The sequence below is a fragment of the Streptomyces fragilis genome, assembly GCF_003112515.1.
GTDB classification, from domain to species: Bacteria; Actinomycetota; Actinomycetes; order Streptomycetales; family Streptomycetaceae; genus Streptomyces; species Streptomyces fragilis.
The window spans coordinates 52672-67748 of record NZ_BEVZ01000013.1 but is presented as its reverse complement, the minus strand read 5'-3'; the positions used below and the strand labels follow the sequence as shown (position 1 = coordinate 67748).

Sequence of the window (15077 nt, the reverse complement as noted above, 5' to 3'; positions counted from 1 at the left end):
CCGGCACCGGCCAGGGCGGTAACACTGGTGCGACGCAAAGCGGTTCGCTCGGAAGGACGCCGGACGGTGGTTCGTCCGGTGCGGTGTCCGGGGACGGTCTATCGGGCGGCCGGTTCGGCATGGCAGCGGGCGGTCACGTTGGCGCGACGCCGGAACCGCGGTCCCTCGGCGCATCCGGTACCGGCCCTGGCCGCCTGTCCGAAGGGCCGTTCGGGGCGACGCCTGGCCAGCCGTCAGGCACCGCGACGGGCGGTCACTCCGGCACCACGCCGGGCGGTTCGCCGGGGGCGGTACCCGGCGGCTGGTCCGGGTCGGCGCCCGGCGGTCACTCCGGCAGCACGCCGGGCGACCGGGCCGCTGCGACACCAGGGGGCAATGCGGTTGCGGGGCCGGCCGGTTCGTTCGGCAGCGCGGCGGGCGACCAGGCCGCTGCGCTGCCGGGCGGCAACCCCGCGGCGGCGCGGGGTGGTTCGTCCGGGCCGGTGTCCGACCGTCTGCCGGGCGGCCTGTCCGCCGGGAGGGGCGACGCGGCCCCGGGCGGCACGTCCGCCGCTTGGTCCGGCATCACACCAGGTGCCCCGCTCGGCGACCCGACGCGCGGGCCGCAGGACGGTCCGCCCGGGACGGAAGCCCGCACCGCCGGGAGCACGCCCCGCACGGGCCCCCTCGCCCCGCCCCCGAGCGCGCCAACGTACGCGCCCTCCACGGCGTCCCCGTCCGGCGGCGCCCGACCCGGTGTCACCCCGGCCGCCGGGGACGGTCCGGCCGCGCACCCCGCGCCGGCGGAAGGCGGCCTGCCCCGGCGGGTGCGGCAGCACAACCTCGCCCCGCAGCTCAGGCAGCGCCCCCTCGGCTCCGCCGCCTCCACCCCCGCACCGGCCGAGGACCGCACCCCCGAGGCCGTCCGTGACCGCATGGCCGCCTACCGCGACGGCTGGGTGCGCGGCGGTGGACGCCCACCCGGCCGCGGCCCCGGCGACCCCGGCCCCGGCATGGGCGATCTCGGCCCCGGCCGCGGCCCCGGCGACCTCGGCACCGGCGGCCCCGGCGGCTCCGGCCGCCCCGGCGACAGCAGCGAAGGAGACCCCGCGTGAACCACGACCCCCTCACCGTCCACTACGGCCCAGGGCCGGACGGCCCCCACCGGTCCGTGGAACTCGACTGGCTGCTGGACGACTTGGCGCTGCGGACCGCCGAGGTCCGCCACGCCGTCGTGCTCTCCGACGACGGCCTCGCCGTCGGTGCCTCCAACAGTCTCGGCCGGGAGGACGCCGACCACCTCGCCGCGGTCGCCTCCGGTTTCAACAGCCTCGCCAAGGGCGCGGGCCGCCACTTCGGCGTCGGCGGGGTGCGCCAGACCATGGTCGAGATGGACGACGGCCTGCTGTTCGTCGCCGCCGCCGGAGCGGGCTCCTGCCTGGCCGTGCTGACCGGCGCCCGGGTCGACATCGGCCTGATCGCCTACGAGATGGCCAGGCTGGTCAAGCGGGTCGGCGAACACCTCCACCAGCAGCCGCGGGTGGCCGTCCCGCCGCCCGCCGGCTGACCGGAAGGCGCGTTCCCGGATGCGTGAGAACCCTCCGACCCATGACCCGGCCCACGATCCGCCGCACACCGGGCCGCACGGACACGCGGACGCCGGCGTGAACACCCCGTCCCCGGACGGCGACCGGAACCGCTCCGCGGACCGGGACCGCGACCGGAACCGCCGGGACCGCGACGGCGACCGGAACCGCCCCGCGGAGCCGAGCACCGGCGGCCGGTGGTACGAGAGCCAGTGGTTCGACGGCGAGGCCGGACCGCTGGTCCGCCCCTACGCCATGACCGGCGGCCGCACCAGCGCCGGACCCGCCGCCGCGAGCTTCGACCTGATCGCCCTCATCTCCCTCGACCCCGAGGCGCCCTCCAACGCCGCGTCCGCCCTGGGACCCGAACACCGCGTGCTGCTCGGACTGTGCCGGGCCGAGACCCAGTCGGTCGCCGAACTCGCGGCCGGCTCCGACCTTCCCGTGGGCGTCGTCCGGGTCCTCCTCGGCGACCTGCTGGAGCTCGGCTGCGTCACCGTCAGCCGCCCGGTGCCGCCCGCCCAGCTGCCCGACGAGGGGGTCCTGCGTGAGGTGATCGCGGGATTGCGCGCGCTGTGAACCGCCGGACCACTTCCGGCACCCCGAGTTCTATGATCACGTGAGCTCATCAACGTCGTCAGTCGTGCACGCCCCGACCGCCGCACCGACCCCCCACCCGTGACCGTCCTCCCGCGGCGACCCGCTCGCCCGAGACACCCGAGAGAAGTGATCGATGGCCCCCCAGCAGACGGACACCCCCTCCGGCGGGGCGACCGGCGCCCCGGACGCCGCGAACCCGCTGGCGCTCAAGATCCTGGTGGCGGGCGGCTTCGGTGTGGGCAAGACGACCCTGGTCGGCGCGGTCAGCGAGATCCGGCCGCTGCGCACCGAGGAACTGCTCACCGAGGCGAGCCGCGGCATCGACGACACCGCGGGCGTGGACCAGAAGACCACCACGACCGTCGCCATGGACTTCGGCCGCATCACCATCCGGGCCGGGCTGTCGCTCTACCTCTTCGGCACCCCCGGCCAGGACCGCTTCTGGTTCCTGTGGGACGAGCTCGCGCAGGGAGCGCTCGGCGCCGTGGTGCTCGCCGACACCCGGCGGCTGGAGGACTGCTTCCCGGCCGTGGACTACTTCGAGCACCGCGGCATCCCGTTCGTGGTGGCCGTCAACTGCTTCGCGGGCGCGCGGTCCTACACTCCCGACGAGGTGTCGGCCGCCCTCGACCTCGACCCCGGCACGCCCGTCGTGCTGTGCGACGCCCGCGAGCGGGAGTCCGGCAAGGAGGTGCTGATCCGTCTGGTGGAGCACGCCGGACGGCTGCACACCGCGCGGATGCTCGACTCGGTGGGCGGCTGAGCCCGGTCAGTCGGCGAGACCGGCGACAGCACTGACCCGTTCGACGGACAGCCGCACCAGCAGCTCCCCCGGCACCGCGTTGCGCGCGCCGTACGGCTCGGCCTGCTCCTCGCCCATGTAGCGGGCGGCGATCCGGGTGGCCCAGTGTCGCAGCTCGTCCAGGTCCTCGGTGAGCCGTGCCCGGCAGGTGAGGGAGACGAACGAGAACGGGGGCCGTTCGTCGTCCACGCAGAGCGCGGCCCGGCCGTCCCGGGCGAGATTGCGCCCCTTGACCGTCCCCGCCCCCGTGGTCAGCACAACCTCGTCCCCGTCCAGCACGAACCAGACGGGTGCGACGTGCGGGGAGCCGTCGGCCCGGGTGGTGGCCAGCTTGCCGGTCCGCGTCCCCGTGGTGACGAACGTCCGCCACTCCTGGTCGGTCATCCTGTGTGCCATACCGCCATCCTCGGCACACCCGCCCCGCGCCGCCACCGGACCGTGCCGCCGACCGGCAGCCCGACGTCCGGCCGGGGACGGCCGCGGCAGGGCGCGCACGGCCCGGTCGCAGGAGTGCCGCGACGTCCGCGCCGGGCCGCCCCGGGGTCCGCGACGTCCCCGCCGGGCCGGCCCGGGGGCGTCACATGGCCCGGAACAGCCCCTCCTGCACCACCGACACCACCAGCCGGCCCTCACGGTCGTAGATGCGCCCGCGGGCCAGACCGCGCCCGCCGACCGCGATCGGCGACTCCTGGTCGTAGAGCAGCCAGTCGTCCGCGCGGAACGGCCGGTGGAACCACATCGCGTGGTCCAGCGAGGCCATGTCGAAGTTGCGCGGCCCCCACAACGGCTCCACCGGCAGCCGCACCGCGTCCAGCAGCGTCATGTCGCTGGCGTACGTCAGCGCGCAGGTGTGCACCAGCGGGTCGTCGCCCAGCGGCCCCACCGCCCGCATCCACACCGCGCTGCGCGGCTCCGCCTCCGCGACCTCCTCGGCCGTCCACCGCATCCGGTCCACGTACCGGATGTCGAAGGGCTGCCGGCGCGCCATCCGCTCCAGCTGCTCCGGCAGCGCCCCCAGGTGCTCGCGGATCTCCTCGGCGACCGTCGGCAGCGACTCGGGGTCCGGCACCTTCCGGGCCGGCGGCAGCTGGTGGGTGAACGGCCCCGCCTCCGGCAGGTGGAAGGAGGCCGTCAGGTTGAAGATCGTCCTGCCCTGCTGCACCGCCGTGACCCGGCGGGTGGTGAACGACCGGCCGTCGCGGACCCGCTCCACCTGGTACACGATCGGCACGCCGGGCCGCCCCGGCCGCAGGAAGTACGAGTGCAGCGAGTGCACCGGCCGGTCCGGCTCCACGGTCCGTCCGGCCGCGACCAGCGCCTGGCCGGCCACCTGCCCGCCGAAGACGCGCTGCAGCGACTCCTCGGGGCTGCGGCCCCGGAAGATGTTGACCTCGATCTGCTCGAGGTCGAGCAGATCGACCAGGCCCTCCGCCGGATTCGTCATGCCGTCCCTCTTCTCCTGTCCACGTGTCCCGCCCTCACCGTTCCGGCCCTCGCCATGCCGGTCCCTGCCGTGCCGCTCCGCCGCAGGGGCGGCGTCACAGCTGGCCGACGTCGGTGACCCGGACCACCGCGCGGCCCTCCGCGTCGGACGCCGCGAGGTCGACCTCGGCGCTGATGCCCCAGTCATGGTCGCCGTTCGGGTCGGCGAAGATCTGACGGACGCGCCACAGGCCGTGGGCCGGGTCCTCCTCGATCATCAGCAGGCGCGGGCCGCGGGCGTCCGGGCCGGTGCCCAGGTCCTCGTACTCGTCCCAGTAGGCGTCCATGGCCTCGCCCCAGCGGTCGGCGTCCCAGCCCGACTCGGCGTCCAGAGCGCCCAGTTCGTTCACCTGGTCGAGGGCGGCCAGCTCCACCCGGCGGAACATCGCGTTGCGCACCAGCACCCGGAAGGCGCGCGCGTTGGCGGTGACCGGCTTGACCTGATCGGCCTTCTCCTGGGCCTCCTCGGCGGTGACCACCTCCGGGTTGGCCAGCTGCTCCCACTCGTCGAGCAGGCTGGAGTCGACCTGGCGGACCATCTCGCCCAGCCAGGCGATCAGGTCCTGCAGGTCCTCCGACTTCAGGTCGTCGGGCACGGTGTGCTCCAGCGCCTTGTACGCGCTCGCCAGGTAGCGCAGCACGATGCCCTCGGTGCGGGCCAGCTCGTAGAGCGACACGAACTCCGTGAAGGTCAGCGCCCGCTCGTACATGTCGCGGATCACCGACTTGGGCGACAGCGGGTGGTCACCCACCCACGGGTGGCTGCGGCGGTAGGTGTTGTACGCGTGGAAGAGCAGCTCCTCCAGGGGCTTGGGGTGGCTGACCTCCTGCAGCCGCTCCATCCGCTCCTCGTACTCGACGCCGTCCGCCTTCAGCTGGGCGACCACCTCGCCGCGCGCCTTGTTCTGCTGCGCGTGCAGGATCTGCCGCGGGTCGTCCAGCGTGGACTCCACCACCGACACCATGTCCAGGGCGTACGACGGCGACTCGGGGTCCAGCAGCTCGAACGCGGCCAGCGCGAAGGTCGACAGCGGCTGGTTGAGCGCGAAGTCCTGCTGCAGGTCGACCGTCAGGCGCACGATGCGGCCCTCGGCGTCCGGCTCGTCCAGCTTCTCGACGATGCCGCCGTCCAGCAGCGAGCGGTAGATGGCGATGGCCCGGCGGATGTGACGCAGCTGCGCCCGGCGCGGCTCGTGGTTGTCCTCCAGCAGCCGGCGCATGGCGTCGAAGGCGTTGCCCGGGCGGGCGATCACCGACAGCAGCATGGCGTGGGTGACCCGGAAGCGCGAGGTCAGCGGCTCGGGGTCGGAGGCGATCAGCTTCTCGAAGGTGCTCTCCGACCAGGCGACGAAGCCCTCCGGGGCCTTCTTGCGGACCACCTTGCGGCGCTTCTTCGGGTCGTCGCCGGCCTTCGCCAGCGCCTTCTCGTTCTCGATGACGTGCTCGGGCGCCTGCGCGACCACGAAGCCGGCCGTGTCGAAGCCCGCCCGCCCGGCCCGGCCCGCGATCTGGTGGAACTCGCGCGCCCTCAGGGTGCGCACCCGGTTGCCGTCGTACTTGGTCAGCGCGGTGAACAGCACCGTGCGGATGGGCACGTTGACGCCGACGCCGAGGGTGTCGGTGCCGCAGATGACCTTCAGCAGACCCGCCTGCGCCAGCTTCTCCACCAGACGCCGGTACTTGGGCAGCATCCCGGCGTGGTGCACGCCGATGCCGTGCCGGACGTAACGGGAGAGGTTCTGGCCGAACTTGGTGGTGAAGCGGAAGTTGCCGATCAGGTCGGCGATCTTCTCCTTCTCCTCCTTGGAGCACATGTTGATGCTCATCAGCGCCTGCGCCCGCTCCACCGCCTGCGCCTGGGTGAAGTGGACGATGTAGACCGGCGCCTGCCGGGTGTCCAGCAGCTCGGTCAGCGTCTCGGTCAGCGGCGTGTACTTGAAGTCGTAGGACAGCGGCACCGGACGGGTCGCCGAACGGACCACCGCGGTCGGCCGGCCGGTGCGCCGGGTGAGGTCCTTCTCGAACATCGAGACGTCGCCGAGCGTCGCCGACATCAGCACGAACTGCGCCTGCGGCAGCTCGAGCAGCGGGATCTGCCAGGCCCAGCCGCGGTCCGCCTCGGCGTAGAAGTGGAACTCGTCCATCACCACCTGGCCGACGTCGGCGTTCCTGCCGTCGCGCAGCGCGATGGAGGCCAGCACCTCGGCGGTGCAGCAGATCACCGGGGCGTCCGCGTTCACCGACGCGTCGCCGGTCAGCATGCCGACGTTCTCGGTGCCGAAGATCTTGCAGAGCTCGAAGAACTTCTCGGAGACCAGCGCCTTGATGGGCGCCGTGTAGAAGGTGACCTCGTCACGGGCGAGGGCCGCGAAGTGGGCGGCCGCCGCGATCATGCTCTTGCCGGACCCGGTCGGGGTCGAGACGATCACGTTCGCCCCGGAGACGACCTCGATCAGCGCCTCCTCCTGATGGGGGTAGAGCGTGAGGCCCCGGTCCTGGGCCCACGACTCGAAGGCTTCGTAGAGGGCGTCGGGATCGGCGGTCTGCGGCAACTGATCGATGAGGGTCACGTCCCCATCTTGCCCGGACCAGGTCACGATCAGGGAATCGGTTGCCCGGACGAAGATCGTCACCGCTACGCTGTGCCGCTGAACTGCACAGCGGACGTGTGGCGACAGCGGGACGAGCGACAACAGCGGCGTGCGACGACAGCGGCACATCGCGGAACGGGGCGAGCACGCCATGATGGGACCAGCACATGCTCTGTCGGGCGCGGCCGCCTGGCTCGGCGTCGGCGCGGCCGCGGCCGCCTGGGGCGAGCCGATGCCCTGGCCCGTCCTGCTGGCCGGAGCACTGATCTGCGCGGGGGCCGCCCTCGCTCCCGACCTCGACCACAAGGCGGCCACCATCTCGCGGGCCTTCGGGCCGGTGTCCAAGTGGATCTGCGAGATCGTCGACAAGCTGTCCTACGCGGTCTACAAGTCGACAAGGAAACCCGGTGACCCGCGGCGCTCCGGCGGCCACCGCACCCTGACCCACACCTGGGTGTGGGCGCTCCTGATCGGCGCCGGCTCGGCGGCGATCGCCACGCTGGGGGACCGGTGGGGCGTGCTGTTCATCCTCTTCGTGCACATGGTGCTGGCCATCGAGGGCCTGCTGTGGCGCGCCACCCGCGGCTCCAGCGCCGACGTGCTGGTGTGGCTGCTGGCCGCCACCAGCTCCTGGATCATCGCGGGGATCCTGGACCGGCCGGGCAACGGCTCCGCCTGGCTGTTCGAGGGCCCGGACCAGGAATACCTGTGGCTGGGCCTGCCGATCGTGCTCGGCGCGCTGGTCCACTGCCTCGGCGACGCGCTCACCGTCTCCGGCTGCCCCGTGCTGTGGCCGATCCCGATAGGCCGCAGGCGCTGGTACCCGCTGGGTCCGCCCAAGCCGATGCGCTTCCGCGCCGGCGCCTGGGTGGAGATCCGGGTCCTCATGCCCGGCTTCATGCTCACCGGCGGCGTGGCCGCGGCGTTCGCCCTCGGCTACCTCTGAGCCTCCCGGGAGGCCGCGGGCGCCGCGTCGATACGGTAAGGCCGGGCGGTGAGGCCGGGCGGCGCGGTGAGGCGGGGCGGCCGGGGGCAGGAGTAGGGGAACGCCCCCCAGCCGAGGAGACCTCACACCATGGGAACCGTCGTCCACGTCCCCCAGACGCGGGACATGATCGGAGAGGAACTCTCCGGCGACGAGGCGCTGGTCGCCCTCCGGAAGTACGGCGGCGCCCGGCGGCTGATCGTCGACTCCTTCAGCCGCTTCCGGTACGCCGACGGCTTCACCAACGCACGCGCCCTGGCGTTCCAGGTCGTCGTGGGCCTGGTGCCCTTCACGGCGGCGCTGGTCGGCCTCACCACCTCGGCGCACACCGAGGACATCGGCCGGGTCATCGAGCTCACCCTCCAGCGGATCGTCCCTGGCACCAGCGACGGGATCGTCCGGGAGGTCCTCGAGGGCACCCGGCGCACCGCGCACGGCGGGGTGTGGAGCAACCTCGCCCTGGTGCTGGGCCTGGGGTTCGCGGTGATCAACCTCGCCTCGGCGATGGGGCAGATAGAGCGGGGTGCCAACCGCATCTACGGCATCGAACGCGACCGGCCGGTCACGCACAAGTACGGACGCGCCCTGGTCCTCGCCGGGGCCGCCGGGCTGCCCATGGTGCTCGGCTTCCTCGTCCTGGTGACGGGCGACGCGGTCGCCGGGGCCGTGGCGGAGTCCCTCGGTTTGCCGGGCGGCGAGCGGTGGTGGGCCCCGCTGGACATCCCGCTGGGGCTGCTGCTGTCCTGGACGGCCTCGGCCGTGATCTTCCGCTGGTCGCCCCGCCGCCGTCAGCCCGGATACACCTGGCTGGCCCTCGGCTCCGCCGTCCACCTGGTGATCTGGGTGACGGCCACCGGCCTGCTCGAGCTCTACGTCAGCAACAGCGCGGGCTTCGGCGCGGTCTACGGGCCGCTCACCGCGTTCATCGCGCTGCTGCTGTGGGCCAACCTCACCGGGATCGCCCTGTTCCTCGGCATCGCCTTCGCCGCGCAGCTGGAGGCGGCCCGCGCCGGCCTCCACTCCGCCGTACGCCCCGACCCCGGACCGGGCGACTGAGGACTCCGTGGTCGCCGGACCTCGCCGCCGGGGCGGTGCCGGCGCGGTCAGGCGGAGCCGGACCCTTCCGATCCTGCGGCCCCGCCGTAGCGGCGCTCGAAGCGCGCCACGCGGCCCTCGGAGTCCACCGTCCGGGCCTTGCCCGTGTAGAAGGGGTGGCTCTCGGACGAGATCTCCACGTCGATCACCGGGTAGGTCTCGCCGTCGTCCCACTCGATGGTCCGGTCGCTGTCCGCCGTCGACCTGGTGAGAAAGGCGTAACCGGCGGCCCGGTCGCGGAAGACCACTGGACGGTACTCGGGATGCTTGTCCTGCTGCACGAGCCTCACTCCTCGTCGATGAGATGGACGGCCGCCTCCTCGGCGGACGCGGCCGCTCCGTCGATGCCCACGTCACGGGCGGCCAGGACCGCCTCCTCGTCCCGGCGCAACCCCTCGTCGGGAGCGACCAGGCGACCGGCCCGCGCCCTGCCGACCTCCCCGTCCACCGGCTCCCCGTCGGTGTCGACCGCGTCACCGATGCCGTCGCCGTCCAGCCGCAGGTCCGGCCCGTCCGGCAGTTCCTTCGACAGGCGCTCGTCCAGCGACTCGCCCCGGAGCTGCTCGGCCGCCGTCTCCCCGGTCTGCTCGACCCCCCAGGGCTTCTCCGGCGGGGACCAGCCGCGGTCCAGCGGGTCGTCGACGTCGTCGGTCTCCAGCGTGTCCTCGACGTCGAGCAGCCCCGAATCGTCCTGGATCTCGGACGCGTCGGGCTGATAGACGTCGTCCCCCGGTCCGTCGGCGATGCCCACGACTACCTCCAGCCCAGTAGCGGCCGCTCACTTCTTCCAGCGTCCACCGGGGCCGGGTGCGGCGCAAACCGCGCCGGTGGGACGGGCGCGGGCGGTCCCGGGACGGCGGGCGGCCGAGGTGAGGCCCAGGCGGAGCCGGGGCGGTGGGGGGCCGAGGTGAGGCCGGCTCAGGCGGAACCGGGGCGGTGGGCGGGGGAGCCGTCGATCAGCGTGTCCAGCAGGCCGCCGAGCGTCTCCCGCTGCTCACGCGTGAGCGGCTCCAGGATCTCCTCCGCGGCCGCCCGCCGGGCCGCCCGCAGCTCCCGCAGCGCCGCCCGGCCCTCGTCGGTCAGCTCGATCCGCGTGACCCGGCGGTTGCCGGGATCCGCGACGCGGCGCACCCGCCCGCTCGCCTCCAGCCCGTCCACCAGGGTCGTCACCGCCCGGGGGACCACCTCCAGCCGCTCCGCCAGATCGGCCATCCGCGGCGGCGTGGCATAGGGCGCGAGGGCGCGCAGCAGACGGGACTGGGCCGGGGTGATGGCCATGCCCTGCTGCGCCAGGTGGCGCTTCTGGATGCGGTGGACACGGCGGGTCAGGCGCAGCAGCTGCTCGGCGAGAAGCCCGTCGGAGTCGGGAAGCGTCATGGCGGAACGATATCAGGACGGTGTTCATTGTGAGTATGGGTAACAATGAGCTAAGCTCTGTGACGATCCTGGCGGTCCTGGGTCTCCATGCCCCGGAACGCGTGCTTCAGCCCCCTTCGTCACTCCTCCGCGTCCGCCCTCCCGCGTCAGCACTCCCCGGCCCTGCCACCGGGCCCCCGTCCGCCCTGAGGAGCCCATGCGCCCCGAACGCATCGACTGGACCCCACCGCCCGCCGACCCCGACCGTCCGCGGCAGGTACGCCGCATCCTGCGGCTGTTCCGCCCCTACCGGGGGCGCCTGGCGGTCGTCGCCGTGCTGGTCGGAGCCTCCTCGCTGGTGTCGGTGGCCAGTCCCTTCCTCCTCCGCGAGATCCTCGACGTCGCCCTGCCGCAGCAGCGCACGGGCCTGCTGAGCCTGCTGGTCCTCGGCATGATCGTCAGCGCCGTGCTCGGCGGCGTCTTCGGCGTGCTGCAGACCCTGATCTCCACCACCGTGGGCCAGCGCGTGATGCACGACCTGCGGACCTCCGTCTACGGCCGGCTGCAGCGCATGTCCCTGGCCTTCTTCACGCGCACCCGCACCGGCGAGGTCCAGTCCCGCATCGCCAACGACATCGGCGGCATGCAGGCCACCGTCACCTCGACCGTGACGTCGCTGGTCTCCAACCTCACCGGCGTCATCGCCACCGTCGTCGCCATGCTCGCGCTGGACTGGCGGCTCACCGTCGTCTCGCTCCTCCTGCTGCCGGTCTTCGTCTGGATCAGCCGCCGGGTCGGCGACGAACGCAAGAAGATCACCACCAAGCGGCAGAAGCAGATGGCCGTGATGGCCGCCACCGTCACCGAGTCCCTGTCGGTCAGCGGCATCCTGCTGGGCCGCACCATGGGCCGCGCCGACTCCCTGACCCGCTCCTTCGCCGACGAGTCCGAGAAGCTCGTCGACCTCGAGGTCAGGTCCAACATGGCCGGCCGGTGGCGGATGGCCGTCATCGGCATCGTCATGTCCGCCATGCCCGCCCTGATCTACTGGACGGCCGGCCTCGCCCTCCACCTCGGCGGCCCCGCCGTCTCCCTGGGCACGCTGGTCGCCTTCACCTCGCTCCAGCAGGGGCTGTTCCGCCCCACGGTCAGCCTGCTGTCCACCGGCGTGCAGATCCAGACCTCGCTCGCCCTCTTCCAGCGCATCTTCGAGTACCTCGACCTCCCCGTCGACATCACCGAGCGCCCCGACCCGGTCCGCCTCGACCGGGTCAAGGGCGAGGTGCGGCTGGAGGACGTCGAGTTCCGCTACGACGAACACGGCGAGCCGGTGCTGTCCGGCATCGACATCGACGTCCCGGCGGGCGCCAGCCTGGCCGTGGTCGGCACCACCGGCGCCGGCAAGTCCACCCTGGGCCACCTGGTGCCCCGGCTCTACGACGTCACCGGCGGCCGGGTCACGCTGGACGGCGTGGACGTCCGGGACCTCGACTTCGACACCCTGGCCCGCGCGGTGGGCGTCGTCTCCCAGGAGACCTACCTCTTCCACGCCTCCGTCGCCGACAACCTCCGCTTCGCCAAGCCGGACGCCTCGGACGAGGAACTCCACGCGGCAGCGCGCGCCGCGCAGATCCACGACCACATCGTCCAGCTGGCCGACGGCTACGACACGGTCGTCGGCGAGCGGGGCCACCGGTTCTCCGGCGGGGAGAAGCAGCGGCTGGCCATCGCCCGCACCATCCTCCGCGACCCGCCGGTCCTCCTCCTCGACGAGGCCACCAGCGCCCTGGACACCCGCACGGAACGCGCGGTGCAGGAGGCGATCGACGCGCTCTCCGCCAACCGCACGACGATCACCATCGCCCACCGGCTGTCCACGGTCCGCGGCGCCGACCAGATCGTCGTCCTCGACCGCGGCCGCGTGGTCGAACGGGGCACCCACGAGGAGCTCCTCCGCATGGACGGCCGCTACGCCGCGCTGGTCCGCCGCGACACGCAGCTGGAGACCGCCGGGGGGTGACCGGGGCCGCCGGGCGCTGCGTCCTACGCAGTCCGGGTGACGCCGTCGCGCAGCACCAGCCGCTCCACCACTCGGGCGGACGGGCGGAGTTCGTCCTCGATGCGGACGCGGTCGGCCTCGTCGAGCGTGATCGTCGCCGGGTGCTGCGGGCCGAGGGCCAGCCGGGCCCTGCGCCACGCGTCGGTGTCCTCGACAGCGGGCCGGAACCGGCGGCGCCCGCTCTCCGCCTCCGACGGCGGGCCGGCCTCGGCGGCGTCCGGCCGCTCCCGCAGACGCTCCGCATGCCGGGCGACGCCGTCCCAGAACTCGTCCCGCCCGGAGGCCGCGCCGCGAGTCTTCGCGTAGCTCTTCCTCTCGACGGTCAGCCGGTGCATCTCCACGTCGATCGCGCGTGCCAGCTGCCGGTCACGCAGTGCGGCGAGCGTGGCCCGGGTGGACGCCGTCCTTGCCGCGGCCTCGTCCGAGGCGAGCCGCGCCTGCCTCACGGACGGCCGCGTGAGCCTCAGCAGCAGGCGGGCGCACGCTGCCGCGGCGATCCGCGGAAGCCACAGCACACGCTCCGTCGCCCGGCTGCGCGCCTGGACGACGGCGACCCCCGCCGCCATCTCGTCCGCACGGTACGCATGGACGTCGATGCGCGCCGAGGCCTGGGACCCACCCGCTCCCATGGCCCGCACCCCGCCCCGCAACGCCCCGAGGGCCGAGCCCACGAACACGCCGCGCCGCACGTTGCGGGGGCCGCTCTCCACCAACGCCTGCGCCACGGCGGCGATCCGCTGCTGGGGAGGACAGCCGACCCAGAGGGGGAGGCCCAGGGCCAGACACCGCCTGCGGCGGAACCCGTGGTGGACGACGCGCGCGGAGAAGCCGGCGGTGAGCTGGACCGCTTCGACACGTCGCACTCCGGTGCTGTCCGCCACCCGGTGCAGCAGCGCGAACAGAGCCGGCGCGTCGGCCTCCCGTAGCGTGGGCAGATCCGTGTCGAGGCGCTGCGGACGCGGGCGGAGCGTGAGAGTCAGTGCCAGCAGGAGCAGTCCGATCATGGGCTGCACCACGGTGCTGAAGCCGAGCACGGTCAGCGACAGACCGGCGGCGAACAACCCTGCCGTGACGACATGGAAGACGCCCGCGACCGCGTACGCGGCTACTGTCGCGGACCTGACACGCGCGTCGCCTGCCGTTCGCACATAGTGGTCGATCGTCATCTTTCCCCCCATGGTGGCACGCGTCTGTGGTGGCGTTATCTGGCGTGACCAGGCGTTGATCTGATCAGCGATGCCGGACGAGGACAAGGTCCAGGTTCGGATACGGGGCTGGATTTGAGGTTCCCCGTCTCGGCACGGGCCGCCCGCCCGGGGGAGCCGCTCGTGGTCCCCCCTGATACGACCGTGGCCGCCGTGACACCCCGCGCCTGCCTCCCCTCGCCGTCCGCCGTCGTCGAGGTCAGGCCGCCTCCGCCGTGTCCAGGCTCCCGGGGCCGCCCTCCAGCAGCCGCCGGACTTCCCGCACCGCCGCCCGCCCCGCGCGGTTCGCCCCGATCGTGCTGGCCGACGGGCCGTACCCCACGAGGTGCACCCGAGGGTCCGCCGCCGCGCGCGTGCCCACCAGGCGTATCCCGCCCCCCGGCTCCCGCAGCCGCAACGGCGCCAGATGGCCCACGCTCGGCCGGAACCCCGTCGCCCACAGCACCACGTCCGCCGGGAAGGCCCGCCCGTCCGCCCACGCCACGCCCTCCGGCGTCATCCGGTCGAACATCGGCAGCCGGTCCAGCACCCCGCTGCGCAAGCCCTCGCGGATCGCGTCGTTCAGCGGCAGCCCCGTCACCGACACCACGCTCCGCGGCGGCAGCCCCTCCCGGACCCGCTCCTCCACCATGGCCACGGCCGCCCGCCCCGCGTCCTCGTCGAACGGGCCCTCACGGAAGACCGGCGGCCGCCGCGTCACCCAGGCCGTCGCCGCCGCGTACGGAGCGAGCTCCAGCAGGTGCTGCGTCCCCGAGGCGCCCCCACCGACCACCACCACCCGCAGACCCGCGAACTCCTCGGGCCCGCGGTAACCCACGGTGTGCAACTGCCGCCCGCGGAACGTCTCCTGGCCCGGTACGCGCGGCACGAACGGCCGGTCCCAGGTGCCCGTGGCGTTGATCAGGGCACGCGCGGACCACACCCCGGCCGAGGTCTCCACCCGCAGCCGCCCGCCCTCGCCCTCCCGCACCGCCCGCACCTCGACCGGCCGCAGCACCTCGAGCCCGAAGGCCCGCTCGTACTCCTCGAAGTACCGGGCGATCACCTCGGACGACGGGCGCGCCCGATCCGCCCCGGTCAGCTCCATGCCCGGCAGCGAGTGCATCCCGTGCACCTTGCCGTACGTCAGCGACGGCCACCGGAACTGCCAGGCACCGCCAGGCCCCGGCGCGTGGTCCAACACCACGAAGCCCGGCCCGGGCGTCAACCCGGCGCGCCGCAGGTGGTACGCCGCCGACAGCCCCGCCTGCCCGGCGCCCACCACCACGACCTCGGTCCCGCGCATCCCTTGCTCTTCCACATCCCTGCGAACGACCGGGGGACCGCCTCTCTTCCCC

At 73.6% G+C, this 15077-nt stretch carries 15 protein-coding genes; 7 read left to right on the top strand and 8 right to left on the bottom strand.

Annotated features, from left to right (window positions below; all coding sequences use genetic code 11):
* Nucleotides 1-806: 806 nt before the first annotated feature.
* From Sfr03f_RS30440 to Sfr03f_RS29515, 4 genes are all read left to right on the top strand, one after another.
* Nucleotides 807-1094: a hypothetical protein gene (locus Sfr03f_RS30440; RefSeq protein WP_159105760.1), complete on the top strand. Its 288-nt coding sequence runs from the start codon at nucleotides 807-809 to the stop codon at nucleotides 1092-1094.
* Nucleotides 1091-1546: a roadblock/LC7 domain-containing protein gene (locus tag Sfr03f_RS29525; protein ID WP_108957286.1), complete on the top strand. Its 456-nt coding sequence runs from the start codon at nucleotides 1091-1093 to the stop codon at nucleotides 1544-1546. Before Sfr03f_RS30440 ends, Sfr03f_RS29525 begins: the two co-directional genes overlap by 4 nt.
* Nucleotides 1547-1802: 256 nt before the next feature.
* The gene (locus Sfr03f_RS29520) at nucleotides 1803-2144 is read left to right on the top strand and encodes a DUF742 domain-containing protein (RefSeq protein WP_245967835.1); all 342 of its coding nucleotides are present in this window, start codon (nucleotides 1803-1805) and stop codon (nucleotides 2142-2144) included.
* 154 nt (nucleotides 2145-2298) lie between these two features.
* Entirely contained in the window at nucleotides 2299-2928 is a 630-nt protein-coding gene (locus tag Sfr03f_RS29515) for a GTP-binding protein (RefSeq protein WP_108957285.1), read from the top strand.
* A gap of 6 nt (nucleotides 2929-2934) precedes the next feature.
* On the opposite strand, the gene Sfr03f_RS29510 is transcribed toward Sfr03f_RS29515, so the two are convergent.
* From Sfr03f_RS29510 to Sfr03f_RS29500, 3 genes are all read right to left on the bottom strand, one after another.
* Nucleotides 2935-3363 carry a PPOX class F420-dependent oxidoreductase gene (locus Sfr03f_RS29510; RefSeq protein WP_108957284.1) on the bottom strand — a complete coding sequence of 143 codons (429 nt, stop codon included), beginning with the start codon at nucleotides 3361-3363 and terminating at the stop codon, nucleotides 2935-2937.
* Nucleotides 3364-3544: 181 nt separating this feature from the next.
* Entirely contained in the window at nucleotides 3545-4411 is an 867-nt protein-coding gene (locus Sfr03f_RS29505; RefSeq protein ID WP_108957283.1) for an acyl-CoA thioesterase, read from the bottom strand.
* Nucleotides 4412-4505: 94 nt separating this feature from the next.
* Entirely contained in the window at nucleotides 4506-7046 is a 2541-nt protein-coding gene (locus Sfr03f_RS29500; RefSeq protein WP_372514403.1) for a DEAD/DEAH box helicase, read from the bottom strand.
* Nucleotides 7047-7191: 145 nt separating this feature from the next.
* Here Sfr03f_RS29500 and Sfr03f_RS29495 point away from each other — a divergent pair, with 145 nt between their 5' ends.
* Entirely contained in the window at nucleotides 7192-7986 is a 795-nt protein-coding gene (locus Sfr03f_RS29495; protein WP_108957282.1) for a metal-dependent hydrolase, read from the top strand.
* A gap of 129 nt (nucleotides 7987-8115) precedes the next feature.
* Complete coding sequence (locus Sfr03f_RS29490; RefSeq protein ID WP_108957281.1) at nucleotides 8116-9081, top strand: YihY/virulence factor BrkB family protein; 966 nt, start codon at nucleotides 8116-8118, stop codon at nucleotides 9079-9081.
* A 47-nt stretch (nucleotides 9082-9128) separates the two neighbouring features.
* On the opposite strand, the gene Sfr03f_RS29485 is transcribed toward Sfr03f_RS29490, so the two are convergent.
* The 3 genes from Sfr03f_RS29485 to Sfr03f_RS29475 all read right to left on the bottom strand — a co-directional run bounded on the left by Sfr03f_RS29485 (nucleotide 9129) and on the right by Sfr03f_RS29475 (nucleotide 10497).
* Nucleotides 9129-9401, bottom strand: coding sequence for a type B 50S ribosomal protein L31 (locus tag Sfr03f_RS29485; RefSeq protein ID WP_108957291.1), 273 nt, complete (start codon nucleotides 9399-9401; stop codon nucleotides 9129-9131).
* A gap of 5 nt (nucleotides 9402-9406) precedes the next feature.
* Nucleotides 9407-9871: a DUF5709 domain-containing protein gene (locus tag Sfr03f_RS29480; protein ID WP_108957280.1), complete on the bottom strand. Its 465-nt coding sequence runs from the start codon at nucleotides 9869-9871 to the stop codon at nucleotides 9407-9409.
* Nucleotides 9872-10038: 167 nt separating this feature from the next.
* Nucleotides 10039-10497, bottom strand: coding sequence for a MarR family winged helix-turn-helix transcriptional regulator (locus tag Sfr03f_RS29475; protein ID WP_108957279.1), 459 nt, complete (start codon nucleotides 10495-10497; stop codon nucleotides 10039-10041).
* Between the two features lie 196 nt (nucleotides 10498-10693).
* Between Sfr03f_RS29475 and Sfr03f_RS29470 the strand changes: the two genes are divergently transcribed.
* Nucleotides 10694-12496 carry an ABC transporter ATP-binding protein gene (locus tag Sfr03f_RS29470; RefSeq protein ID WP_108957278.1) on the top strand — a complete coding sequence of 601 codons (1803 nt, stop codon included), beginning with the start codon at nucleotides 10694-10696 and terminating at the stop codon, nucleotides 12494-12496.
* 23 nt (nucleotides 12497-12519) lie between these two features.
* Here the strand turns inward: Sfr03f_RS29470 and Sfr03f_RS29465 are convergent, their stop codons facing one another.
* Together Sfr03f_RS29465 and Sfr03f_RS29460 are read right to left on the bottom strand one after the other, a co-directional pair.
* On the bottom strand, nucleotides 12520-13701 hold the full coding sequence (locus tag Sfr03f_RS29465; protein WP_159105759.1) for a M48 family metalloprotease: 1182 nt from the start codon (nucleotides 13699-13701) through the stop codon (nucleotides 12520-12522).
* A gap of 238 nt (nucleotides 13702-13939) precedes the next feature.
* A complete protein-coding gene (locus Sfr03f_RS29460; RefSeq protein ID WP_108957276.1) occupies nucleotides 13940-15025 on the bottom strand; it encodes an NAD(P)-binding domain-containing protein in 1086 nt (361 codons plus the stop codon).
* Between the last annotated feature and the right edge of the window lie 52 nt (nucleotides 15026-15077).